Raw genomic sequence first — 25,218 nt, forward strand, 5'->3', positions numbered from 1 at the left:
ATTAGTTCAAATGTATTAACCTTGATTATGCAAATAAATAAGAAGGTTGATGCGAATTATGAAACAACGACACTTACTTTCCACCGCAGTGGCTTGCGCCCTTATTGGTACCTCAGCTTCAGCAGCAAACCTTGTCGCCGATGGTCGAGGCAATGCCATGGGCAACACTGGCGTCACCAGCGCCGACTATCTCCTTGCTCCTTTCTATAATCCAGCACTCACTGCTGTCTATCGTGATGAAGATGACTTTGGCATCTTGGCGCCAGCCATTGGCTTTACGGCGCGAGATACAGATGAGTCTTTAACAACGTTAGACGACCTGCAAGACACTATCGAACAATACGAAGATAGTGGCAGCAGCAATGTTAGCCTGCGAAATGACCTAAACACTCATTTGGATAATCTATCTGACGACAAACCTTTGGCTGTTAGTGTTGGCGGCGGATTGGCCGTTGCCGTCCCATTTGGATTGGTTTCTGGCAACTTCTACACTCGTGGTTACGCTGAAATCATCGCCCAAACCGATATTGCTGAGTCCGATACTAGTATCGTCGATGAAGATTTAAGGGTAGCCGACCGCTATAACAACTCAAATGTCAATATGGCTGCATTTGGCTATGTTGAATATGGCGTTACCTTAGCGAAACGTATGACCCTTGCCGGTCAAGACTTCTCGTTCGGTGTGACTCCGAAATACCAAGAACTGACCACCTACAGTGAAACACTGACCGTAGAAGATTTTGATTTAAGTGATTACGACGAAAGCGAAACCTCAAAAAGCGCATTTAACCTAGATTTGGGCGCAGTCTGGTTTTATAACGACTTTCGCGCTGGCATCGCAATCAAAGATCTTCTCTCTCAAGAAATCGAAACCAAAGACAAAACGGACAAGTACAAGCTAGATACGCAAGTGACCATTTCAGGCTCTTATGCGACTGAACTGTTAACTGCGACCTTGGATTTTGATGTTACGACACAAAAACGTTTTTCTGGTTCAAATGATGACACACGTTTTGTACGAATGGGCATTGAAGGAAATGCTTGGGGCTGGGCACAGTTACGCGCCGGGTACGAAATGGATATGGAGGACACTTTAGACAATTCATTTACCGCCGGATTGGGGATTAGCCCGGGCGATCTTGTAAGTATCGATCTTGCTGGTAGCTATGCAGGAGACAATCAGTTCGGCTTATCAGGCAATCTCGCGTTTACATTCTAGGGTGCAATAAGTTTGTAAATAACCGTGTCAAATTAATGACTTGAGACTTTAATTTGACATGGTTAAGCGCTTGAAAACACAAAAGGAAATGAAATTTATTGAATCCGTCGTTTTAATGAACACTCAACACGTTAGAGGGTTTTTATGCTACCAAGATTGGTATGAATCATTATACTGAAATTAGATTTCGATAAGTGTAGGAAGAATAATCACCAATGTATAAAGCCTCACTATTCTCTTTGTTGGTACTCGCGTCGGCAGTATCACAAGCGCATACCACTCAAGTTCTCAATGGTTATTGGCAATACGATAGCTACTTGGAACAGCACCCAGCACAAAAACAGCTGACGGACGCGTTGACCGATGCGGTCAGAGATTATCCAGTCCCTGTCAGTTTAACTCAAAGCAAACCAATTTCGATCTCTGTCGTCTATCCTGGGCAGCAGGTCTCGGACTATTGGAGCCGTAACATTAAAGCGTTCGAGACTCGTCTTGAGAAGCTCGGTATTCGCTACAGCATTAATCAGGTGTTTACTCGCCCAAATGTTGATGTTAGGCAGCAGAGCCTTTCGCTGTTAGAGGCTATACAAAATAATACGGATTATTTAATTTTCACGCTCGATACGACGCGCCATCGCAAATTCATTGAGCACGTGATGAGTTCGACTGACACAAAACTCATCTTGCAGAACATCACCACGCCAGTTCGCGCATGGGATAACCATCAACCCTTTTTATACGTTGGATTCGATCACCTCCATGGCGCAAGGTTGCTAGAGGAGTATTACAAGTCAACGGTTAAGAAAGATAGCCGCTACTCGGTGCTGTATTTTTCTGAAGGTTATGTGAGTTATGCGCGCGGAGATACGTTTATAGAGGAAATGAGCCACCATGACAGCTACAAACTTTCCTCCTCTTTTTATACAGAGGCGACAAGGGAGTCTGGTTATAAAACAGCACTTCAAGCGCTAGGCAGTGATAAGGACTTAAGTTTTATTTACGCTTGTTCTACCGATGTGGCTTTAGGAGCGGCAGATGCGCTTAAAGAACTAAACCGCACTGACATATTGTTGAATGGTTGGGGTGGGGGAACGGCAGAACTCGATGCGATTGCCAAAGGTGATCTCGATGTGACCGTTATGCGCATGAATGATGATACCGGCATTGCAATGGCAGAAGCGATCAAGTGGGATATTGAGGGTAAACAGGTACCAGTGGTTTACTCGGGTGATTTTGAGTTGGTAACCAAGCAAGATAGCCCAATCAAAATTGAAAAATTAAAGCAACGTGCATTCAGGTACTCTGATCTTTAATGATGAAGATATTTAAGCGTGGACGGCGTTATCAACTCGCCACGCTTCTTACTAACTCAATATTTCTGACCATAGGTGTGTTGACCTTGGTTATGGTGCTACAAAACTTCCAAGTAAACCGAGAAGTTGTCGCGCAGGAAGTTGCGCGTACAAAAACTCAGACCCAAAGCCTCGTCCAAGAAATATTCAACTTCCGCCTGAAAGCTCTAGAGATACAGCAAGACAGCTACTCACGAAGCGTCTCTTTGATAAATGGCGTCGTCAGCCGAGACGAGATGGCGATAGACCGATTCTTCACCAGTATTGATCAGATTCTGCCTAATTTAGCGCCCGACATCCGATTTCTGGCCAGTGGTGAAGGGCTGTTTTGGGATGACGGCAATGCAGAATTTTATGGTATTTCCCCTTTTCAACTTCAGCACTTGAATACTGATGTTGTTACGGGAAATTCTTGGCATATTTCGCAAACCCCATCAAGCATGGGAATGCGGTATTTGATGATGCGCCGCTCGCCAGTGGTGAACCTAACCAATGGTGAGGTGGTCGCGCATCTTTATATTGGTGTTGTCCTGAACAACAACTTCTCGCTAGTCAATGCGATCACCAAAGGAAGCAATGCGGATGAGCTTATTCTTGCGGTAGGATCTCAAGTGATCGCATCAAGTAAGAAAATTGATGATTACCGTTATGTTGCCCTACTTGAGGAGTCCTCTGAAGCGCTCAATACCAGTAGCTACATGGTGTCACGAACCGACCTGACCATTGCTGGTGTGCCTACCTTCTTATCGGTCTACACCGTCCAAGGCAACAATCACATTGAGCACTTTGTAAAAAGCCAATATTTGTGGATGCTGTTTACAGGCGTCATGATTGCTTTCATCGCGATTTCGACACGTCTATGGCTTGGGAAAAGAGTCTCGCTTGAACTGAAGAAGTTGATGTACTTCATCGAATCGACGTTTACTGAACAGAAAACACATCAGTTTGATGGTTCGGGTATCGAAGAGTTTAACCAAATCGGTCAACGCTTTGAACTTTCATTTAAGCGACTCAACGAGCAAGAAAAACAGTTTGCCGATCTATTTAATTTCTCCCTTTCACCTATCACGTTGTGGAGCACCGACGATGGTCAGCTGCTTCGGTATAACCCAGCGGCAGAACGTTGCTTTAAAGACGAAGTCTCACGAGAGCGCTTGGTTGAGGCATTGTCTCATCACGTCAAAATGTGTGCTCAAGGTGCGACCCTAACAGGCGTGAACACTACCATTGGCGGCATCACTTACCGTTGGAATCTTTCGCCGATCATTAGTGATAATGCCACCAAGCAAATCATGGCTCAGGGGCAAGACATTACCAGCTTCGTTGAAGCGGAAAAACAGAGCCAAGCAGCGAAAGAAGAAGCGGAAGAGTCAGCACGAGTGCGTGCGGATTTCTTAGCGAAAATGAGTCATGAGTTACGCACCCCTTTGAATGGAATTCTAGGCGTTTCGCAACTACTCAAACATAGCTTGAATGAACAAGAAGCATTGGAGCACGTTGACGTGCTATGTAACAGTGGTGAGCATCTGCTTGCCGTTCTTAATGATATTCTCGACTTTTCTAAAATTGAGCAGGGCAAGTTCAACATAGAAACCAATGAGTTCCGCTTAATTGAGCTTGAAACCACCGTCGAGAAAATATTCATGCCACTGTGTGTCGAAAAAGGGATCGAACTCTCTATGCGCAGTGATATCGAATCACAGATGTGGGCCAACAGTGACCAAGTTCGCTTGAACCAGATTCTGTTTAATCTTGTGAGCAATGCTATCAAGTTCACCCATCAAGGTAAGGTTTGTGTTGAATTGTCGAGCATCGAAACAGAGCAGCAGTTTGAGCTTGAAATTGTGGTGAAAGATACCGGGATTGGAATTGAAGAGCCGCAACTTAAAACCATCTTCGAACCCTTTATTCAAGCGGAAGCAACCACGATACGCGAGTATGGTGGAAGTGGCTTGGGTCTGGCAATTGTTCATAGTTTGGTTGAGCTGATGAACGGCACGATCTCCATTGACAGTGTTGTGGGGAAAGGGACGACACTCGTGGCGCGAATCCCGATGGATATGTACGTCGGGGAGCGCAATGTCGAGCCAAACAGTTTACTTGTTGATCCTCAATCGCTGTTTGATGAGTCGCTGCACGTTTTGTTAGTAGAAGACAACCACACCAATGCTTTTATCGCGAAGGCATTTTGCGAAAAGTATGGCATGAGCGTTACTTGGGTCCAAGATGGTCATAACGCCATCGACTATCTGCGCGATGATCCAAACGTCGCCTTGGTATTGATGGACAATCAGCTTCCTAGCTTAGGTGGCATTGAATCGACTCGAATTATTCGAGAAGAACTTGGGCTGAATGTGCCCATTTTCGCGTGCACTGCAGACGGTATGCAAGATACCAAGCGAGCGTTTATCGCCAGTGGTGCCGATTACGTGATTGTTAAACCAATCAAAGAGTTAGCCCTGAACAAAGCGATGATTTATTTTAAAGAGAAGTTTATCGACATCGAGCGTTAATACCGACTTGCCAAGTAAGCGTGCTCTACCAAGGCTTGCTTTAGCTCATCATCAATATTGATGGGAGTATTAAATTTGATGCCAAACTTATGCCCGTTACGCTCTCTGGTGATGTTTACGATACTCAGTTTACTTCCCTCCGGTAAGAACTCCGTAAGTGCACTTTGCAGCTCTATGACGCTGTTCGTAGTCAACTCATTCTCGCCCGAGAGAAAAAAGCCACATCCTGACGCCGAAAAGTCCACTAATTTGCCATGATAAGTGACATCTTGGCTTTTAAGCTCAGCGGGAAGGTCCATTGAATGTCGCTCATGTTGCCTTATTGGCTTTGAGGCGAAATGAGTCGGCATTCGAAGAAAAAGCAGCGCGGAAGGAGTCGAAGATTTAACGATAATAGTCGATTTAAACGCGATGATATGACCCAACTTGGTATTGGTTATCGCTCGAACAACAATTTCTGTGTTGCTCAGTTTTCGAATGATCAGTGCTTCACGCGCCTTTGTCGGTAAATCAACAATTAAAAACTGAGGAAGTTTGCACCCAACATACGTGGTGGCAAACGAATAGCGGTCATCAGGGCCAAAATGAATGGTCGCTGAGAGCTTACTCCCAGGCTGAAGTAAATTCACGAGCTCTTCTATTGAATCTTCTTTGCTAGGCATTGTGTTGTAGTGCATTGAGGTGAATGACGGAACTATACAAAATTTCGACATTGCCCGCATAACTACAGGATAAGGAATTGATACCCCGCACATTTTGAACAAGGGGCTGAGTGCAGTCAGCCCCATATCCAAACTGTTTTTCGATCAGCGTGCGAGCTTTTGATGAGCTTTGGAAAAGTGCTCTGCGCAAAATGCGCCAACGATAGAGAGCTCACCGGCGAGACAAAGTGCAGCGGCGACTTCTGCTAATGCCTTCGCTTTCCCGTTACCGTGTAACCCTAAAATATCTAAACACGCTTTTTGGCTGGGTAATCCAGTGCCGCCACCGACAGTCCCGACCATAATGTTAGGTAAAGTCACACACGCATAGAGTGCGCCTTGCGGGTTTAGCTCCATGCGGGTTATGCCTATTGCAGACTCCGATACGCAAGCGGCGTCTTGGCCACATGCAATATAAAGTGCCGCCAACGCATTTGCGTAGTGAGCGTTAACGCCAATTCCGCCACTGAGGGCCGATCCTGTGGTTGTCATTTGGCCAAACTTGACCATTTTCTCTGGCGTAGTATGAAGATACTTTTCAACCAAGTGTCGAGATAAGGTGACTTCAGCCGTGACCTTTTTACCGCGGACATGCCTCATGGTGTGCGCATTGGGTTTCTTGTCGCCCGATAAGTTGCCATCAAGGAACGATTCCTTTGGCTCGATAGGCGCGTGTTCAAGGATGTATCGATAGACTTCGTTTGTGGCTATCGTCACCATGTTTTGTCCAGAGGCGTCACCAGTGTGGAACTCAAACACTAAATAGACGTGATTCCCTTCAATGTTGATATTGATGTCGTGCAGCTTGCCGTGAGAAGTCGTCGACTCTGCGACCTGCTTAAAGTGATCGTATTGCGTAACGACCCAAGCAACAAACTGGCCTGCATCTGCAATGTTATGGAAAGCAAAAACTGGCGTTCGCGTTACGCCTTCGTTGATCAGCATCGCACTGGAGCCACCCGCGGCAGTAATGAGCTGGGAGCCGCGATTGTAAGATGCCACCAACGCTGCTTCCGTGGTCGCGAGTGGTATAAGGTAATCATCGTTGGCATAGAGGCCATTCACACGCAGAGGCCCAGCAATACCGACAGGGAGTTTCACCGTGCCGATAAAGTGCTCGATATTTTTGTTGTAGTGCTCTGCATGTTCAAGGGTGTGCTCATCCAACAGGTGTTTTTTTTGTGTGAGAGGATCTATTTTTTGCCAACGTTTTTCGAGCGTCTTTTGGCTGATGTATGGGCTAGGTGTCAATCGAAGGGAAGGGCGTTCAAAACGCGGGCTGAGTAATTGTTCTAACTCGTCCGTGTGCGGACCTTGATCGAAGATTGGATGCAGGTCGCGGTAAGACAAATTTAATTTGGGCATAGCGAAATAGTATATAAAAGTTATCGGAGGATTCTAACGGCTCTGATAGGGATAACAACCGTTGTTTATGGATTGCTACAATTTAAACGTGAATATCTAACAGTGTGCCGATCATCTCTTGGTCTCTTTGTAGCATGTTGGTTCCCACTTTACTGTATTGAGTGGCTTGGCTAAGTTTGACCATCGAATCAACATAAGAAGGGTCGGGAACGGCTGGGGCTTTAAACTCAACTTTGTTGAAATCAAGAGATTTGTCGTTTTCGACTTGCGGAAGTGAAGAGGTAAGATTAACGTCGCGCGCCGCTTCCTCAGCCATTTTCGATGACTGATCAATCAATTGATGCCCTGATTGAATAACTGACACGGCCATACACACCTCCCTTAATTAAAGCTTAAGGTGAATTTGTGTTTTGAGCAAGTTGTGCTAGGAAAACAAGCTGGAGATCAGGTTTAGCTCTTCGTCAGTGATTAACGTACTTGAACTGTCCTCTAGCGTGTTATTGATTTCACCGCGTAATGCCTTTAGCTGCTGAGGGGTGAGCTGGCTAATCTGCTGTTTAAATAATTCAAACTGGATTGGGGTCATCGTATTCTGCCTCCGAACCTTAGGACTTGAGTGTTCTCCTTTCACACTCATCTCCAATTGATTGATTTATTTCTAGTCTATGCTTGGCTGTTCAATAATTGTCCGAAAACTGTCAGGTAGTGTAAGGGTTAGGTGAAGGAGGCTTAACTTAACCTCCTTCTATAACGGCTCTAAATTGATCTCTAATGAGTCACTCTTACCGCGAATTTGGCGGCCAAAGAGTGAAGCTCTGGAAGCATTCGGTAGATCAAGTAGAGCTGTTGAAGAACCATTCTGACTGAATTGTCATCTTCTTCTCGCCACTCCGATAAACGCGCTTCCAGATTTGGGTCATCGATACTGGCGGTTTCACATGTTTCGCAGTGTTCATTCAACTGATCAAAGAGCACCTGTAAATGTTGATGGATGGTTCGGTGAGCATCCAATACCAGCTGGTGAGTATCTTCATTGTCAATGCGTTGTCGATGCGCGCCCAGTGCAGAGATATAGCTCAATAGCGCGTGACTCAGGGTTAAAAAGCGAAAACTTTCATCGGTGGCGCTGCGGTACTTGCCGGGCTCTGCCAACATCGCACTAATTGCATTGGTCAGATTTGCATCTTGGTTATGCGCGTGACGTCTAGCGATGCGATAGGAGAGGTTATCCTTCTTACCGATACGATATTGGCCAATGATTTGTGCAAGATAGGCTCGATGAGCGTTGATCGCCTCCGCCATAACTTTGTGCAAACGCTTGGATTGCCAATCGGGCAAGATAAAAGCCACCGCGCCCACTGCAAGCGCGCAGCCAATTAAGGTGTCGGCAAGACGCGGCAAGACAACCGCATAGCCTTCGCCCAGTTGGTTAAAGCAAAACAAGACCAAAACGGTAATAAAGCCCGTCGCATAGCCGTAATTTGCCAAACGAAACGCAAAAAAAGCGACACCGGATAGAACGATAAACACCAGTTGACTCTCTTGAGACGGGAAAAATGTCAGCAGTGGTACGCCCACCAGCAATCCTGCAAGCGTGCCTATGACACGAGCGACGAGTTTTTGCCTAGTGGCGCTGTAGTTGGGTTGGCAAACAAAGAGGGTAGTGAGAAGAATCCAGTAACCGCGTTCAATATCGAACCCTTGGATGATGCCATACCCTAGTGTAAGGGCAATTGACATACGAACGGCATGGCGAAACAGCATCGAATCTTTGTTTAGATTGGACTTTATGCGCAGCCACATCACCTTGATGGTATGGGCTTCAGTATCGTCGAGAACATCTTCTTCCAGTTTATTCGCATCCGGATTATTAACGTTGCTCAACTGCTTTTCAACGGTGGCCAAATTATTAAACAGATAGTTCAACTGATTGATCAACGAACGCCATTGCGGTTTCTCTTGTTGCTGCAGGTAGTTGAGTGAGTTCATTACCTCGTCAAGAGCGACGATAGACTCATCACTGTGTTGGTATTCCTTGCCCAAACGAATTGACTTAGCGATCTCGCGACACGCTTTTGCTTGGCTTTCTAGTAGATGTTTGAAGCGAAACAGGACATCAGAGCGCTCGAAGTGCGCCGAGAGCTCTTGGTATCGATAGTGACTAGAGCTGACGCGTTCATGAATGTCTTGTGCTAGGAAATAGATGTTGAGAAAACGGTCAGACGCACCATCAACGTGGCCGCGTTTAGAGCGCGTTAATAGCGTCATCTTACACGTATTTAACGCATTGACGGTGGCGGCATTTAGGCGCGCTTCTTCGATTCTATGAGGCTGAGGTGTTAAGTCGTTTACTGGGTGAAAAAGCTGACTCTTGGAGTCAAGGTAGTTCGCCAGTTGAAGAAAGACGGTTGCCAAACTTTGTTGGACCGGCTGCATTGGCCAAAACGCCGACCAGATCATCGACATAAAGAAATACCATGCGGCACCAGACAGCAACATCAATGGTTGAAACCAAAGGTTAGTACTTTCGTGAGCGCCAAGCATAGCGTAGATGGCAATCAGCAATGAGCCAAATGCGATGCTGGCATAGCGAGGACCAATGGCGCCTAGCATAATAAAGCCGAAGGTTGAGGTAAATAAGCCGATCGCAAAGAAAACAGGCGTATTGAACAGCAGTTCAATTGAGAAAGCGGCGATGGCGAAACAAATCAGGGTGAGCGTGATCGACTTGATCCTGCCCGTGAACTTATCATCACTCTCTGCAAGTGCCGCGGCAATGATCCCGAGAATCAGAGGAATGATGAGGGAGTTCAGCTCATAATACCAAGTTGGAATGACGACACCTAACAGCGTCACAAGGATAAGTAAGCTGTAGTTAACGGTTTTGTTGGCCCAGTACAGGCGTAACTGACTAAATAATTGCACGTCTCGTCTACTTGTAAGTTTTGATGCAGGCAGTATAGCCTGTTCGTCAATGGTAAACTTCTGATACAGAATAAGAAACCGGTTCGTTTGTTTATTGATTGTTCAACGTGAACTTGACGGCGGATATTGACAGGATCTTTTCAAACTCAATGCGTGTTGAGTTATCATACCCGCCATGAAAAACATGGATACGGCACAATGCAGCTAATCGCAAACAAGACTGCACAGTTTTTGGTTCAAAACGAATATCATCGAGTCACTTTAGAGTCCGACTACCTCGTCCTCGCGTCTGAATGGAGCGAAGAGCGCATCCCTTTCAATGTTTGGAGCGGAAAAATAAAACTTAAGCGAGGCCTCTTCTGGGGTGGTTTGCAGTTTTTCGCTCATCAAGAAGAAGGCGTTGAAAAATCTTGGCTAGTGCAAGGACTCGATTGGGAGCGTTGCCGTGAGTTTGCTCGATTTGCGGTGGCATCTTACCAGCAATGGCATCAAACCCAGTGCCGGCAACTGATTGAGTATTTGCCAAAGTGGGAAGCGAAAGTTCGTAGTTTCGAGCGCCAACCTGCCTTTTTGACCCACTCAGCGGTCAACGCTTGGCTTGCCGAATTGGATAACGACTTCAACAAAATGGAAATGGACTTGGAAGATGCGATGCTGCGTATGCCGGATCGTGTGGATAGATTGCTTCCTTGGATCCTAGAAACCAATCAAACCTTGGCGAAACGAAATGAAGATTGGATGGTTAACGAACTTGAGAATTGGAAAGTGCTGTTTTCCCAGATAGAGTCTTCTCCTCTCAATCATACCCAGCAGCAAGCCGTGCTGCTTAATGACGACAATAACCTTGTGCTCGCAGGGGCAGGATCAGGAAAAACGAGTGTGTTGACGGCTCGCGTTGCGTACTTGCTGCAAAGCCATTTGGCGCAGGCAGAGCAGATTCTAATGCTAGCCTTTGGTCGTGAAGCTGCCAATGAAATGAAGGCGCGGTTAAACGACAAAATTGGTTTAAGTGCAGAACCAATCCGTGTGAATACTTTTCATCAACTGGGCCTTTTTATTCTTAAGCAGGTTGAAGGCAATGACGTAACTATTTCACCTATGGCGCTTGATGACGGTTTACGTACTGCATGGTGCGTGGATTGGCTGAAGAAACACTGGATGACGCCGACCGCCTTCAAGCGTTGGCAAAAGCACCTCCAGAAATGGCCAATAGCCTACTTAGCTGGGGATGAAGAACTGGGCAGTCATGTCGAAAACCCCAAACTCATTGCTTGGTTGGAAAAACAGCTTTCTCAATTGAGTGCAATGGGGACAACCAAAAAAGAGATCCAGCAGTCGCTTATTGAACATCCTGAATACACTCGCCTTAACAGTGAACTCGCTTTGGTGTGGCCTTGTTACACGGCTTGGCAGGAGATGCTCAAGAGCGAAGGACATGTTGACTTCAATATCATGATCACCCAAGCGACAAAGTGGGTCGAAAAGGGCAAATTTGTCTCGCCGTGGAAATACATCATGATCGACGAGTATCAAGATATTTCACCGCAAAGACTGGCGCTGGTTGAAGCACTGTGCAAACAAAGTGAACACCAAGAGTGTGTGCTGTTTGCCGTTGGCGACGATTGGCAATCTATTTACCAGTTTGCGGGTTCCGATGTCGACCTTACTACCGGATTTAAAGATCGTTTCCCGCACTCGACGATCCACCACCTAGATACGACTTATCGTTTTAACAATCGACTTGGTGAAGTGGCTAACCAGTTTGTGCAGCAAAACCCGTCCCAACTTAACAAAGCGCTCAATAGTCACAAAGAGCAGAAAGCGAAATCGGTTGTGTTGGCACCAAGCGCAAATGTTGAGAAGATCCTTGATGATCTGAATCGAAAAGCCAAAGCGACGCAAACCGTGCTATTGCTAGGGCGTAACCATTATCATAAGCCAGAGTTGTTAAGTGATTGGCAAAAGCGCTTTGCCATGTTGTCGATTGATTTCATGACATGTCATGCCAGCAAAGGCAAAGAGGCAGATTTTGTTATCCTTGTCTCAGTGGATGAAGGGCAGTTCCCAGCTCGAGTGAAAACGCTTCATCTTGATAGTGCACTCACTCAATCTATCGATACTTACCCATATGCTGAAGAGCGTCGTTTGTTTTATGTGGCGCTCACCAGAGCGAAGAAAAAGGTATGGGTAACCTATAAAGGGGATGGCTCGAGCTTTGTCAGGGAGCTGGTTAATGGCGATTATCCTGTGATTGTGCAACATTAACGAATAGAACAACAGATAGGCGGAAAAATGAGTGGCCAATACTGCATCGTGTTAACGACAACCAACAATGAAGAGAATCAACAATCCATCATTTCTGGTTTGTTGTCCAAAGGCTTGGCAGCCTGCATTCAAGCGATCCCGATTCAAAGTCACTACATGTGGAAAGGGGAGGTGTGTTGTGATGATGAATCTTTATTGGTCATCAAAACCAAGAAATCGTGTTACGCAGAGCTCGAACAAGTGATCGTCGAGCTTCATGATTATGAAGTCCCGCAGGTGGTTCAAGTGCCATTTGTTGAGGGCTTCAACCCTTATCTAGCCTGGATTGAACAAAATACACGTTGTTAATCGTTGAGTTAGAACTCTACTGCTATCCAATGGCGATGCGCTGCTGAGCAAAGACGTCGCCACTCCCTCCGATAACAAAATCTGTTGAAAGACCTTTTAACTGCACATTAACTCGTTAAAGTTGCTGTTTCATTTCATCAAAGTTTGATTTACCTATATGTCACACTTAGAATCCTGCTTCCAATATCAATAACTAAAAAAGTAAAGTCATGAAACTGGAAACTGTAGATTACCTTGCAAACGATGCCGCAGAGCAATTTGTTACCTCGCTGCGTGAAACCGGCTTTGGGGTACTAAAGAATCACCCAATTCCCAAAGAGCTTGTCGAGTCTATCTATGACAACTGGTACAAGTTCTTTATGTCTGAAAGAAAGAACGAATTTACCTTCAATGTTGAAACTCAAGATGGTTACTTTCCGCCTTCTGTGTCAGAAGTAGCTAAAGGCCATTCGGTTAAAGACATTAAAGAGTACTTTCATGTTTACCCGTGGGGTCAAATGCCGGAAGAACTTAAAGAGCAGATCATGGAGTACTACCAACGCGCTAATGCGTTTGCTGAAGAACTCTTAGGCTGGGTTGAAGCGCATGCGCCAAAAGAGGTTCAGGAGAAGTTCTCAGTAGCGTTGTCTGAAATGATCAACGGCAGTGATAAAACCCTACTGCGTATTCTCCACTACCCGCCGATGACAGGCGATGAAGAGCCAGGAGCCATCCGCGCAGCAGCTCATGAGGATATTAACCTGCTCACCGTGCTTCCTGCTTCCAATGAACCGGGTTTACAAGTTCTGGGCAAAGATGGCGAGTGGATTGATGTGCCATGTGATTTTGGTAACTTGATCATTAACATTGGTGACATGCTGCAAGAAGCATCGGGCGGTTACTTCCCATCGACAACACACCGAGTGATTAACCCAACGGGTGAACGTCAAGAGCAATCGCGCATTTCGTTGCCATTGTTCCTTCATCCTAAGCCTGATGTTGTATTATCTGAGCGTTACACGGCGCACAGCTACCTAATGGAGCGCCTGAGAGAGTTGGGTGTAATCTAATCTTCTCATTGCGTGAACGAAAGCCAAGAGTCATGACGACACCGTCATCTCTTGGCTTTTTCGTTTTCCAAGGTCTGTGATGCCTTGGAGTAAACTCTCAATCTGATAGAAAACCCTGTGAATTGATCGATTGCGACTCGACAAATCGGTTGGAGTGGCTTTCAATTAGAGTATCTCCAACAATCAGTGATTCGTATGCCACAGCAATCAGGACTTGCCGCACAATTTCAGCAGTACATGGAAAATCCGCTACTCTGGCCCATTCTTGAAGTATTGAGAAAGCAACCGAGCGGCTGGAAAGTTCACACCCTAGCGTCTCATTTAACCGAAATTGAGATCATGCCTTTGCTGGATGCATCACCAGACAAAGACCTATTTAAGCGTAATTTTCTGATCATGAACGCTCTGTACCAGCTGCAAGAGACGCTCTATCCCGACAACTGGTTACAAGTCCAAGCGATGGACATTATTTTAATGCCCCAAAGCCAAGTGTTTGGCCATGAAGTTGATCACCACGATCCACTGCGAGATTACTATTTGGATTGGCAAAACTACGAAGCAGAGGAAGGGGAGATTAAGCGGCTACTTAACGAGTTCTGGACACGTTATCGTGAGTTTGTTGGCGGTACGGACGGTAAAGACATGGATAGAGCAAAAGCGCTCAAATTGTTTGAACTGCCTCACGATGCAACCCACACTGAGATTCGTAAAACATGGCGCAAGCTAGCGTTGAAATGGCACCCCGACCGAGACAACGGCGACAGTGACCGATTTCGAATTCTGTGTGAGGCATGGAATGTTCTCAGACATTAAAAAAGCGCCGTTATCGGCGCTTTTTACTTAGCGAGCTGGCTTGAATTGAGCCTTACGCATTCGGTTTAAGGCGGCCATCACATCCATCACGCGAGGTTTGGCAAGGTCACCATGATTTGGCATTGAAGCGTGCCAGTTGCCATGAAGCATTTCGCTGAACTCTTTGGCAGGGTTTGCGGACCAACCTGGTAACTGGGCAAGCTGGAACCACAACCAGCCGATGGCATTAATCTCTGCGCTAGATTCAAGTTGTTCCAGTGCAGATAAATCGGTGAACTCCTTACCGAAACGCAGTGACTCAACACCTTTCGCGGACACTCTAAACTTGCCGTCGGCCAAAATACTCTGCAGATTTGCTCGGTTTACCGAACGAGGTCGGTAGGTTACCAATGGTGATTCACACTCGTTGTCACGTTGACTTGGGTGCTGAGCAATGACTTGCTGTGCTTTTTCCGTCACGTCTATGGCTTGATAGTCGTGCATTTGGATCACGGTATCTGCAACGTCGAGATAGTCGCCAGATCCCCCCATTACAATGACAGAAGAAATATCGAGCTCGTCGCGGAGCTGACCAATGCGGTCAACAAGCGGTGTAATCGGTTCATCACCTTTACTCACCAATGCCTGCATTCGTTCATCACGAATCATAAAGTTAGTGGCCGATGTATCTTCGTCGATCAGCAAACCCGTTGCGCCAGATTCAATAGATTCTTGTAGCCAAGCCGCTTGAGATGTTGATCCAGACGCATCTTGTGTCGAGAAGTTTTCGGTATCTTTACCCATTGGCAAATGGTTAATGTAATTGGCCAAACTTAGGTTGTGGACACAACGACCATCCTCAGCTCGAATCTTCATAGCATTTAGGTTGGTCACGATACGCTCACGACCGTCACCGGGGATGTGATCGTAAATTGAGCGCTCAATCGCAGTGAGTAGGGTGGATTTACCATGGAAACCGCCACCAACGATCAAGGTGATACCTTTGCGAATACCAAGACCAGTAATAGGGCCTTGGTTTGGCGTTTCGATCGTCACCTCAAGAGATTTCGGGGCTGTGATAGCGACGGCGTCTTTCATTGGTAAGTCACAGTTGCCAGCAATACGTGGCAGAACAGAACCGTTAGCGACAAAGGCCAATAGATTATGTTCATCCAATTTGCTGCGCAAGAATGCTTGATCTTCTACCACTTCACAGTGGTGAACGAGCGCTTCAATGTCTAACTCACGCTCAAGTGTCGCGCGTCGAATATACTTAGGCAGGTGGAAGGTTAAAATATTGTCGGCTTTTTTGCCAAGCACGCTTCTCCCTTCTGCGGGTAGATTGATACGAAAACGAAGTTCAATACCTTCATCGGTGAAGAGCACGGCAGTGCTGTCTAGCACCACTTGCCCTGACAGCGCAATGCTGACGCTCGACTCTTGCTTGGCTAACTGGGCAAAGCTGCGTGCGATAAAGTCACGTGCTGCGACTTGGTAAGCCGCTGATTTTTCTCGTAGCCATTGGAGGCCAGTCACCGACCAAGGACGTACAGCTCTTACACGTGTAGGGGAGGCGTACGGGTCAGCTTGAACGTAATCAATATAGAAAGTGAAGTCGCTAAAGTCATAGCAGCCTTTAATTTGCTGATACGCGCGATAGTTCTGTTTTTCGATTTTTTTTAGTGCAGCGGTTAACTGATCCATAAGACGTTCACTTGGTAGAGAAATAAAAGGCGCGATTATATACGTGAAGATCGCCTATTGCGAGTAAATTGGGCCTTTCAGGTCTTGCGTCAATTCAAGGCTGCTCAGAGGGATGTCTGAGCCGAGTCATCAATTTGATTGGTCAAATGTTGCTTTAAAAAGCTCGCTTCGAACAGATCGCAAGGCATCGGTTTTCCATACAGGTAGCCCTGACCAACCTCGCATTCTTCTTCGAGAATAAAGGCTTCGTGAGCTTCGTTTTCAATTCCTTCTGCGGTCACCGTCAAATCAAGCTTTTTCGCAATGTTGATAATCGAGCGAACGATTTCTCGGTCTTCATTGCTCTCATCTAGGTGGTGGACAAAGCTTTTGTCGATTTTTATCGCATCGAACGGAAACTTCTTCAGATAATTGAATGAAGCATAACCGGTACCAAAGTCATCAAGTGACAGTGTCACCCCTAATTTACTCAGTGCTGTCAGCGTGTTACGCGCGACGACCTCATCGGCAATAAGGCCACTTTCCGTCACTTCGAGCTCAAGATAATGGGCAGGGAGTTTATACGTGTTGAGTAAGTCTCTTACCTGATGAACAAACTGGGGGCTTTGCAGTTGTACGGCAGACACATTGACGCCAAGTTTGAACTCTTGCACATGGTCGACCCACTCAGACGCTTTCTGTATTGCGGAGCGAAGAACAAAACTGCCCACTTCGAAAATCAGGCCATTTTGTTCCGCTAAATGAATCAATGTTTCGTTGGAAATATCGCCGAGAATAGGGTGGCGCCAACGCAGCAGCGCCTCTGCACCAATCCACTGGTGAGTATGCGGAGAGACTTTCGGTTGGAAGTACAGCAACAAGTCGTCGTTGCGTACGGCTTGTAACAGGTAGCTCTCAAGCTGGTTAATGTTTTTCTGCACATCGGAAATATCTTGCGAATAGAAACTGAACTTGTGCCCAGAATCCTTGCAAGACTGCATCGCTTCAACCGCGAACTTCAATATGCTTGAGGTGCATAAGGTATCTTTAGACGTTGCGATGCCGATGTAACTGTGAAGGTGCAGTTTTTCTCCCTCAATATCAAAGTGAGACTGACTCACGTCAATCAACAAGCTACACAATTCTTGAATGTCACCATCGAGGTTTTTTGACTCGAACAGAAAGGCTAAATCGGTAGAGGTTGGTCTTGCCGTCAGCACCTTGAATTTTGTTAAATCTCCCAATCGATGCCTAAATTGAACCAAGATATGGTCCCACACCGAATAGCCATATTTTGATTGGATACGGCGACCGTTCGCAAAGCCGATATGCACAACGGCGACATCGCTCGTAACGTTGTCGGTAATGGACTTGAGAAGCGTCTCAGTCTCAAACTCTAGCGCTGAACGGTTTAAAAATCCGGTGCCAATATCGTGTCGTTGCTGATAGCGAATTTTTTGCTCTGCCGCTCGGCGTTTATCAATCTCGACGTTCAGCTCGTAGTTCAAATCAACTAAATCTTGAGTCCTGGTGTGAACCCGAGATTTTAACTCGTCGTTAAGCTGTTTTAGGCGATGGTTTTGATACAGCGTTTTTAAATGTGATTCGACAGAGTCTCGAAACGAGGTCAGCAAATCTTGATAGGTCTGTGTGAAGTTGTTTTCTTTGTTGTCGAGCACACAAATGGTGCCAAAGACATCGCCATTTGGCCAACGCACCGGCAACCCGCAGTAGGCCATAAGACCGTGCGCCATATCCGGATTGTTTTTCCAAGCTGGATCATTGTTGGCATTCGGTACATGGAGCATACGCATTTCGTTCACCACGGTCTCACAGTAGAGCCCTTGATTGAGAGACTCTTTATCTCCGGGTTTATATGGGTGAGACGCGTTGTTATTGGCAGTGAATACTTCAATTTCATCGGAGTGAATACGCATCACCAGAGCAGCAGGCACAGAAATGATGTCAGCAAGAAGATTTACAATGGTCTGCCAGCTTTGAAGTATCTCATCAGGAATACTCACATTGGCAGTGTTAATTTTTGACATACGGTATCCATATTGGAAAAGGCAATAGAGTGTGAGCTATCCGTGCTCTTGTTTTAATAATAGTCTTTATTCAGCAAACGTTTTAGGTATGAGTCGTCCGCTGTCCTAAAAATAAGAATTAACGATATTACCGCTAAAAAAAGCTCGCTGGAAACAGCGAGCTGGAGGGATTAATGATTTCTCAAAAATGAGACGACTAAGCTAGTCAGTATCGCTGTTTATCCATGATTCAAGATCGATCTCTTTACTGTAGTCAACGTCATCAAACGAGAAACCGTTGAGTCGCAAAAACTCTTGTTTGAACCCTTGATAGTCACCGAGTTGCTTGAAGTTATCGGCGTTAAGTTGCGATACCAATTGATTCACTTCGCGCTGGGTCTCAACGTCCAGTTCCCAGTCATCCATGCGCAGCAGGCGTTCACAGTCGACAGGAATCTTACCTGTTGAATAGACTTTGTCCCTAAATAGACGCTGCATTTGCTCAATGCATCCCTCATGGGTGCCACGTTGTTTCATGACTTTATAGAGCGCAAGAATGTACGGCGTTAAACCGGGGATAAACACACTGGCTTTTGTCACGAGCGCCTTACAGACCGTTGCGTATGCGCCGCCATCAAAGTTGGCAAGCTTAAGATTTAGGGAATGGCTGGTTTGGTGAAGATCAATTTTTGCCCTGCCTAATGTTCCATCTAGGTAAATCGGATGGGTCAGCTCTGGGCCAATGTAGGAGAATGCGAGCGTTTTACATCCTTCACCGATGGACTCTGAATTGATTAGCGCATCAACCCAGGCTTCCCAATCTTCGCCGCCCATGACCTTGATTGTTTCGTCAACTTCTTGGTCTGTGGCTGGTGGGAGAGTCGTTTGCTGCCATGTGTCGGTTTCGAGGAGAATACTGGCGCCCGATACCGATTGACCGATCGGTTTGATAGCCGAGCGCCACATTTCGTCGCTGTTTGGCTTTGGACGCACGCCGCTGGCGACGCTATAGACGATAAGGTCAACCTCGCCTTCGAAATAGGTTTCAACCGCCTCGATGACTTGTTCTTTGATGGAATCAGAGAAGGCATCACCTTGAATGTTGACTGCGATGCGACCTTCCTCTTCGGCGAATTTTTTAAAGGCGATATTATTGTAGAAACCAGCTGACCCGACGCCTTTCGAGGAGGGACCATGTTCGTATGAGACACTGATTGTATCGGCTTTGCTTCCACCGAAGGTGAGGGCGATGCGTGTGGCGAGCCCGAATCCAGAAGAGCCACCAATAATGAGAACCCTTTTGGGGCCATTTGTGATCGGCTCAGATTGCTTTACGTATTGAATTTGTTGGAGAACCGCTTGCTCACACCCAATAGGATGCGCAGATTTGGCAACAACGCCTTTAATAACAGGTTCAATTATCATTGTTATGTCCTTTTCCAACGAGGATTGAACCAGATTAACGTAAAGCTAAGTAAATTTTATTGAGCTAGACCAATTAGAGGTGATTAAGTAACTCTTTTGCAACAAACTCTGCAATCCAAGGTTGTGCTTCTGGTTGCGGATGCAGGCCATCTTGCATCATCCACTCCGGCTTGATGATTACGCCTTCCAAGAAAAAGGGCAAAAGAGGCACTTGAGTTTTGGCTGCCGTTTTTGGGTAGAGTTCGGCAAACGCCTCTGTATAACGTTTGCCATAATTAGGTAACACGCGGATTTGCATAAGCAGCGGCTTAGCATCAGCGTCACGGACCATACTGATTAGGGTCTCTAAGTTGTTTTGGATAAGGTTAGGCGGAAAGCCGCGCAAACCATCGTTAGCTCCCAGCTCTATCAATACATAGTTGGGTTGATGTTGTGAAAGCAGTTGAGGCAAGCGTGCGATACCGTTGCCGGTGGTATCTCCAGAGATACTGCCGTTGATGACGTTGACGTTTTGACCTTTCGCGAGTAACACATCTGGTAATAAAGAAGGCCATGCTTTTTCAATTGGCATTTGATAGCCTGCACTCAGGCTATCTCCTAAGATCAACAATTTGCTCGCGTTGGCTGAGTACGAAAACAGAAGAATAAAAGCAAGGGAAAGTAAACGAAACATGCAAACATCCGTAATTAAAGCAAATTCAATAACCAAAACAGTCTCTACTAATCAAGAGCAATTAACAATCCTTGAAGAGATAAATCTTGATATCAAAGAGGGTGAGAGTGTTGCGATTGTCGGTAGCTCCGGCGCAGGGAAATCGACGTTAATGACCTTGATGGCGGGCTTAGATACGCCAACCTCTGGTACTTTGGAGTTAATGGGGCAAGAGCTCTCTGCGCTAGATGATGAAGCTCGCGCGGCAATTCGAAGCGAATCGGTCGGTTTTGTGTTTCAAAGCTTCTTGTTGATTCCAAGTTTGAGTGCGCTTGAGAACGTGACTCTGCCGTGTCTTTTGAAAGGTGAAGCGGAAAACGTGGAGCGAGCTAAGTCATTGCTTGAATCGGTTGGTTTGGCTCACCGTATGGACCATTCACCAGCACAGTTGTCTGGAGGCGAGCAGCAGCGTGTTGCCTTAGCAAGAGCCTTCATGATTGAGCCCAAGGTGCTGTTTGCGGATGAACCCACAGGTAACCTAGATCAGCAAACCGCAGAAAAGGTGATTGAGCTGCTTTTCGAGCTTAACGAGCAACATGGCACCACACTGGTTCTTGTTACCCATGATATGGCTCTCGCCCAGCGTTGCCAGCGTCGAATGAGAATACACGCTGGACGTATAGAGGAGGCTTAATCATGTCAGAGGTCAGCTCACCACAACTCAATCGCCGCCTGTTAAGTTGGAGTTTGAGTGAAATCAGACATGGGCAACTGTGGCCCGTTTCAATTGCGCTAACGCTAATCATCGCGTGTATCTTTGCCCTTACCGCACTTGCCGAGCGCATGGAGCAAGTGGTTGTGAAGCAAGGGAAAGAAGCGTTAACCGCCGATACCGTTTATTCTTCTTCAAATCCCATTCCTCAACCGCTGTTGGAGGCGGTAAACCAGCAGCAACTGACGATTTCATCGCAGACGCGTTTTGCGACAATGGCGTTTAGCGATCGCGGCATGAAGTTGATTACCGTGAAGTCCGTTGACAGCGCATTTCCGTTACGCGGTGAGATGGTGCTGTCAGACGGCAAATCAACGTTCAATCAGGTTCAACCCGGCGAACTTTGGCTTGATGAGCGATTATTTGCACAACTCGATGTTTCTATTGGTGACGCTGTCACGGTAGGCGATGCCGATTTTGTTGTTTCCGGCCGCGTGGTTGAAGAGCCGGGTTTGAGTTTTAACCCGTTCCAACAAATGCCAACAGCGCTTATCCACAATACGGATTTGGAACGCACAGGCGCTGTTCAATTGGGCAGCCGAGTTCGCTTTAACCTTTTCATTAATGGCGACCAAGGCCAAATAGAGACTGTCAAGTCGTCTATTGAACTAACACCAAGCGACCGTTGGCGCGATCAAAACAGCGCCAGTCGAACTAATGAGGTCTTCCAACGCACTGAACAGTACTTATCGTTGACTGTGGCGATTGTTGTCATCATGGCGGCAACGACTTTAGTGCTTACCTGTCAGCATTATGTCTCGACCCGTAAAAAGACAATAGCCATGCTCAAAAGTTTGGGCGCAAGCAGAGGGTGGATTGGACGTTGGTTGTGGAGCCAAGTGGCGATTCTATTGGTTAGCGCTTCAATACTTGGGCTAGCGATTGGCGTCGGTCTAGAAATACTCCTGAGAGTACCATTGGTTGATTTACTGCCTAATCCATTGCCGAGCTATGGTCTTAAACCCGCGCTTGTAGCGGTCTCTACCAGCGTGCTGATTGCAGTGCCTGCGTTGGGCATTCCACTGCTTGGTTTACTTCAAGTGAGCGCTGCCAATGTGATGCAGTCAGATGTGGCTTACAATCGCAGTCGACCTTACTACTGGCTAATCGCTGTGCCATTGCTGCCGATGCTGTTTGTCTACTACCAGAACACGTTAGTCTGGATAATCTTAGCTGGTATCGTTGTGCTTTTCCTCGTGTTAGCGCTGCTCAGCATTGGCTTGACTAAGCTCCTGAGTAAAATGCCATTGCCGACATCAGTTCGTCTCGCATTGAGTCGAATTAATCGTTCTGCCATGTCGACAGGGATTCAGTTTGGTGCGTTGGCGCTATCTTTGATGTTGCTAGCAGTCATGTGGCTGGTAAGAACAGATCTATTGACCGATTGGCAGCGTACGTTACCTGCTGATGCGCCAAATGCGTTTGCCCTTAATATTGCTCCGTATGAAAAGGACGCGTATCTGCAGGTGCTCGATAGCAATCAGATTGACCGTTCTGACGACTACCCAATTATTCGCGGTCGTTTATCAACAATCAATGGTGAAGAAGCGAAAGAGTATGCGCAAGGTGGCGAAGGTACCGACGCATTGAGACGAGAGATAAATTTCACATTTGATGATGCTATTCCAGAGCACAACGACGTGCTCGAAGGCGAGTGGACCGACGCGAATGGCGTCTCGGTTGAAGCCGATGTTGCTCAGGATCTCGGCTTAGAAATCGGCGATGAACTTGGCTTTGTTATCAACAGTCAAACAGTCACAGCCAAAGTAAACTCGATTCGTCATGTCGAATGGCGAGACATGAAACCGAACTTTTATTTCATATTCTCACCTGATGTCCTGCAGTCTATTCCCGCGACCTATTTGGTCAGTTTTAGACTAGAGGACAGACATAATGATCTGATCAACCAGTTATCTCGTAATCATCCAACGGTAAGCCTAATGGATATCAGGAGTATGGGAGCCAAGATCCAAGGTCTGCTGGAGCAAATCGTGTGGTCGATTACTGTTTTAGCGGCACTAGGAGTGGTTTCAGGCGTGATGTTGATCTTCACCTTGTTACGTTTGAGCTTAGGGCAGCGGCAGAGCGAAATTCAGCTTTATCGAACTCTAGGAGCGAGTAAAAAACGTGTCGTTCGTACCATATGGGCGGAATACGGAATCATGTCCTTGGTCGCTGGATTTATCGCTGCCATCGGAGCAGAACTGGTTGTTGGCGCTCTGATGAAGTTTGGTTTCGAACTTGAGCCAAACCTGCATTTGGTGCTTTGGGCTGCGCTCCCTGTGGTGACTTTCTTTACTTTAGTATTAGTTGTTAACAGTATGATAAAACGTCTACTAACCCCTATAAATAAAGCGTTTAGCTAACTTAGGCTTGGCTGACTTTTCCACTTATCCACAAAATCAGTGGATAAAGTTTGGGATAAGTCAGCCTGTAGATAACTTCAAAATTGTCGTAGCCCTTGTAGGGGTAAAGCGTGGCGAAGTTTTGTTATTCACACAATCGATAATTGAGAAATTCACAGATATTGAGTCAAGCATTTTTTTCATTTTTTTGTCGTTAAAATGTCATTAATTTTCCTTGCAAAAATTGTGTTTTTCTTCTTGTCACGTAAACAGTAAAATGCACTCAGAATGAATGGATTAACCATACGAATGCAGTCAAAACAACTTCAAACCAGTGCATCTTCCGTCGCAGTTATTGGTGGTGGCATTGCGGGCGCTACCGCTGCCTTACACTTATCTGAGCTAGGAATCAAAGTCACTCTTATCGAAAAGAAACCGGGGCTGGTTTATGGTCCTCCAATTTGTCATCTACACGCCGGTGGAAACCTCTATCGAGAAATATCGACGCAGCAATGCCTAGAGCTTCTAAAGCAGTCGGTGGACACAGCACGCTTGTATCCACATACGATCAACAATCGCCCGACTATTATTGCTGTCCCTTATGCCGATGGCGGAACGCCTGAAGAGCTTTACGAGCGTTTGTTATTCATCCAAAAAGCCTACCAAGAGTTGGTAAATGAAGATGAGCGAAACAAAGTATTGGGTGAGCCTGAACACTACTACCGCTTCTATGGGAGAGAAGAGCTTGAGACGCTAGCTAACCGTACTCAGCCAAGTGAACCCTCCAGCTTCGACGATTGGATGATTCCATTTGCTAGAGGCGCTGATCTCGATTCGCTACGTTTTCCTGTTGTCATGGTCCAAGAGCCGGGGTGGAGCGTTTTTCGTATTGCTGCATCTGCGACATTGGCATTGGAGCAAAGCGAAAACTGTAACTTAATGCTCGACACTTATGTCACTGACCTTACCCATGATGAAGGGTGGACAGTGCACTGTACCGATGGCTCTGGGCGAAGTGTTCAAGTCAAAGCCGACTATCTGGTCAATGCGTGTGGTTACGAGACAGGGCACATTGATGATTTAGCGGATAAACCGAGAAACCGCTTGGTGGAGTTTAAAGCCGCATATGTAACGAAATGGGACCAGAGTGATGAATTGTGGCCGGAGGTTATCTTCCATGGCCCACGCGGTACACCTAATGGCATGGCGCAGCTAACCCCATACTCAAATGGTGTGTTTCAACTTCATGGCATGACCAAAGATATTACCTTGTTCGAAGATGGTTTGGTCTCATCTGATGCCCATTCGTCGCAGCCACAACTGCCAATGCGTCTGCGTAAAAAGATCATCGAAGGTTGGAATGAAGACGTTGTTATAGAGCGCTCTCGACGCGCGATTAACCATATGGCGCGGTTTGTTCCAAAATACCAATCTGCGGTTGAGTTCGGAACGCCTTTGTTCGGCGCTCAGCAAATCCCTGGTAATGACGAGACGTTACGCGCCGCTGATGTCACTTTTGCTGGCAACGATTACGCGCGTTTAGAAGTTGTGAAAGGCTCATCGGCACTCGAGGCCGTGACTAAGCTGGTTGAGCATTGGCATCTATACGACTACCGCGATCAATCGATTGAGGAGCTGCATCCTATTAGCATGTCATTAGCTTATGAACAGGTCGAAGAGCGCGCGAAACATTTAGCCTCAAGTCGAGATTATCCTGAAGAGTTAGCAGAATATTACGGACAATAAAAAAATGGGCGTGTGACGCCCATTTTTTATAAAAACTGC

At 46.4% G+C, this 25,218-nt stretch carries 19 protein-coding genes; 10 read left to right on the top strand and 9 right to left on the bottom strand.

Translation table 11 applies throughout. The annotated features are described in order from the left end of the window. Positions 1-58: 58 nt before the first annotated feature. The 3 genes from OH458_RS10965 (at position 59) to luxQ (ending at position 5,084) form a co-directional block, all read left to right on the top strand. Positions 59-1,219: a conjugal transfer protein TraF gene (locus OH458_RS10965; protein ID WP_269978366.1), complete on the top strand. Its 1,161-nt coding sequence runs from the start codon at positions 59-61 to the stop codon at positions 1,217-1,219. Positions 1,220-1,434: 215 nt separating this feature from the next. Beyond that, a complete protein-coding gene (locus tag OH458_RS10970; RefSeq protein WP_269978367.1) occupies positions 1,435-2,532 on the top strand; it encodes an autoinducer 2-binding periplasmic protein LuxP in 1,098 nt (365 codons plus the stop codon). Further along, the gene (luxQ, locus tag OH458_RS10975) at positions 2,532-5,084 is read left to right on the top strand and encodes a quorum-sensing autoinducer 2 sensor kinase/phosphatase LuxQ (RefSeq protein WP_269978368.1); all 2,553 of its coding nucleotides are present in this window, start codon (positions 2,532-2,534) and stop codon (positions 5,082-5,084) included. The genes OH458_RS10970 and luxQ overlap by 1 nt, the downstream gene beginning before the upstream one ends. On the opposite strand, the gene OH458_RS10980 is transcribed toward luxQ, so the two are convergent. From OH458_RS10980 to yccS, 5 genes are all read right to left on the bottom strand, one after another. Further along, entirely contained in the window at positions 5,081-5,713 is a 633-nt protein-coding gene (locus OH458_RS10980) for a flagellar brake protein (RefSeq protein WP_333482670.1), read from the bottom strand. The two genes, luxQ and OH458_RS10980, sit on opposite strands and share 4 nt — an antisense overlap. 177 nt (positions 5,714-5,890) lie before the next feature. After that, positions 5,891-7,150 carry a hydroxymethylglutaryl-CoA reductase gene (locus tag OH458_RS10985; protein WP_269978370.1) on the bottom strand — a complete coding sequence of 420 codons (1,260 nt, stop codon included), beginning with the start codon at positions 7,148-7,150 and terminating at the stop codon, positions 5,891-5,893. A gap of 82 nt (positions 7,151-7,232) precedes the next feature. Next, on the bottom strand, positions 7,233-7,520 hold the full coding sequence (locus OH458_RS10990) for a hypothetical protein (RefSeq protein WP_005473289.1): 288 nt from the start codon (positions 7,518-7,520) through the stop codon (positions 7,233-7,235). Between the two features lie 54 nt (positions 7,521-7,574). Further along, positions 7,575-7,736, bottom strand: a complete 162-nt coding sequence (locus OH458_RS10995) for a hypothetical protein (RefSeq protein WP_005473120.1) — start codon at positions 7,734-7,736, stop codon at positions 7,575-7,577. Between the two features lie 182 nt (positions 7,737-7,918). Continuing rightward, the gene (gene yccS, locus OH458_RS11000) at positions 7,919-10,075 is read right to left on the bottom strand and encodes a YccS family putative transporter (protein ID WP_269978371.1); all 2,157 of its coding nucleotides are present in this window, start codon (positions 10,073-10,075) and stop codon (positions 7,919-7,921) included. 198 nt (positions 10,076-10,273) lie between these two features. Here yccS and helD point away from each other — a divergent pair, with 198 nt between their 5' ends. From helD to OH458_RS11020, 4 genes are all read left to right on the top strand, one after another. Next, positions 10,274-12,340, top strand: coding sequence for a DNA helicase IV (helD, locus tag OH458_RS11005; protein ID WP_269978372.1), 2,067 nt, complete (start codon positions 10,274-10,276; stop codon positions 12,338-12,340). A 27-nt stretch (positions 12,341-12,367) separates the two neighbouring features. Continuing rightward, positions 12,368-12,688 (top strand): divalent-cation tolerance protein CutA, encoded by a 321-nt coding sequence (gene cutA / locus OH458_RS11010; RefSeq protein WP_005473225.1) that lies wholly within the window; start codon positions 12,368-12,370, stop codon positions 12,686-12,688. A gap of 209 nt (positions 12,689-12,897) precedes the next feature. Further along, on the top strand, positions 12,898-13,737 hold the full coding sequence (locus OH458_RS11015) for an isopenicillin N synthase family dioxygenase (RefSeq protein WP_038190564.1): 840 nt from the start codon (positions 12,898-12,900) through the stop codon (positions 13,735-13,737). A gap of 195 nt (positions 13,738-13,932) precedes the next feature. Continuing rightward, positions 13,933-14,550 (top strand): DNA-J related domain-containing protein, encoded by a 618-nt coding sequence (locus OH458_RS11020; protein ID WP_038190561.1) that lies wholly within the window; start codon positions 13,933-13,935, stop codon positions 14,548-14,550. A gap of 27 nt (positions 14,551-14,577) precedes the next feature. On the opposite strand, the gene OH458_RS11025 is transcribed toward OH458_RS11020, so the two are convergent. From OH458_RS11025 to tesA, 4 genes are all read right to left on the bottom strand, one after another. Further along, positions 14,578-16,233 carry an ABC-ATPase domain-containing protein gene (locus tag OH458_RS11025; protein ID WP_269978373.1) on the bottom strand — a complete coding sequence of 552 codons (1,656 nt, stop codon included), beginning with the start codon at positions 16,231-16,233 and terminating at the stop codon, positions 14,578-14,580. 104 nt (positions 16,234-16,337) lie between these two features. After that, entirely contained in the window at positions 16,338-18,260 is a 1,923-nt protein-coding gene (locus OH458_RS11030) for a sensor domain-containing phosphodiesterase (RefSeq protein ID WP_269978374.1), read from the bottom strand. Between the two features lie 201 nt (positions 18,261-18,461). Next, the gene (gene fabV, locus OH458_RS11035) at positions 18,462-19,664 is read right to left on the bottom strand and encodes an enoyl-ACP reductase FabV (RefSeq protein WP_269978375.1); all 1,203 of its coding nucleotides are present in this window, start codon (positions 19,662-19,664) and stop codon (positions 18,462-18,464) included. 73 nt (positions 19,665-19,737) lie between these two features. Further along, the gene (gene tesA, locus OH458_RS11040; RefSeq protein WP_038190552.1) at positions 19,738-20,337 is read right to left on the bottom strand and encodes a multifunctional acyl-CoA thioesterase I/protease I/lysophospholipase L1; all 600 of its coding nucleotides are present in this window, start codon (positions 20,335-20,337) and stop codon (positions 19,738-19,740) included. Between tesA and OH458_RS11045 the strand changes: the two genes are divergently transcribed. From OH458_RS11045 to OH458_RS11055, 3 genes are all read left to right on the top strand, one after another. Then, complete coding sequence (locus tag OH458_RS11045) at positions 20,336-21,010, top strand: ABC transporter ATP-binding protein (RefSeq protein ID WP_038216447.1); 675 nt, start codon at positions 20,336-20,338, stop codon at positions 21,008-21,010. The genes tesA and OH458_RS11045 overlap by 2 nt on opposite strands. A gap of 2 nt (positions 21,011-21,012) precedes the next feature. Beyond that, a complete protein-coding gene (locus OH458_RS11050; protein ID WP_269978376.1) occupies positions 21,013-23,454 on the top strand; it encodes an ABC transporter permease in 2,442 nt (813 codons plus the stop codon). A 288-nt stretch (positions 23,455-23,742) separates the two neighbouring features. Further along, on the top strand, positions 23,743-25,179 hold the full coding sequence (locus OH458_RS11055) for an FAD-dependent oxidoreductase (RefSeq protein WP_269978377.1): 1,437 nt from the start codon (positions 23,743-23,745) through the stop codon (positions 25,177-25,179). The last annotated feature ends 39 nt before the right edge of the window (positions 25,180-25,218 follow it).

It is taken from the genome of Vibrio sp. MarTm2 (genome assembly GCF_027587055.1).
In the GTDB taxonomy this organism is placed as follows: Bacteria; Pseudomonadota; Gammaproteobacteria; order Enterobacterales; family Vibrionaceae; genus Vibrio; species Vibrio sinaloensis_D.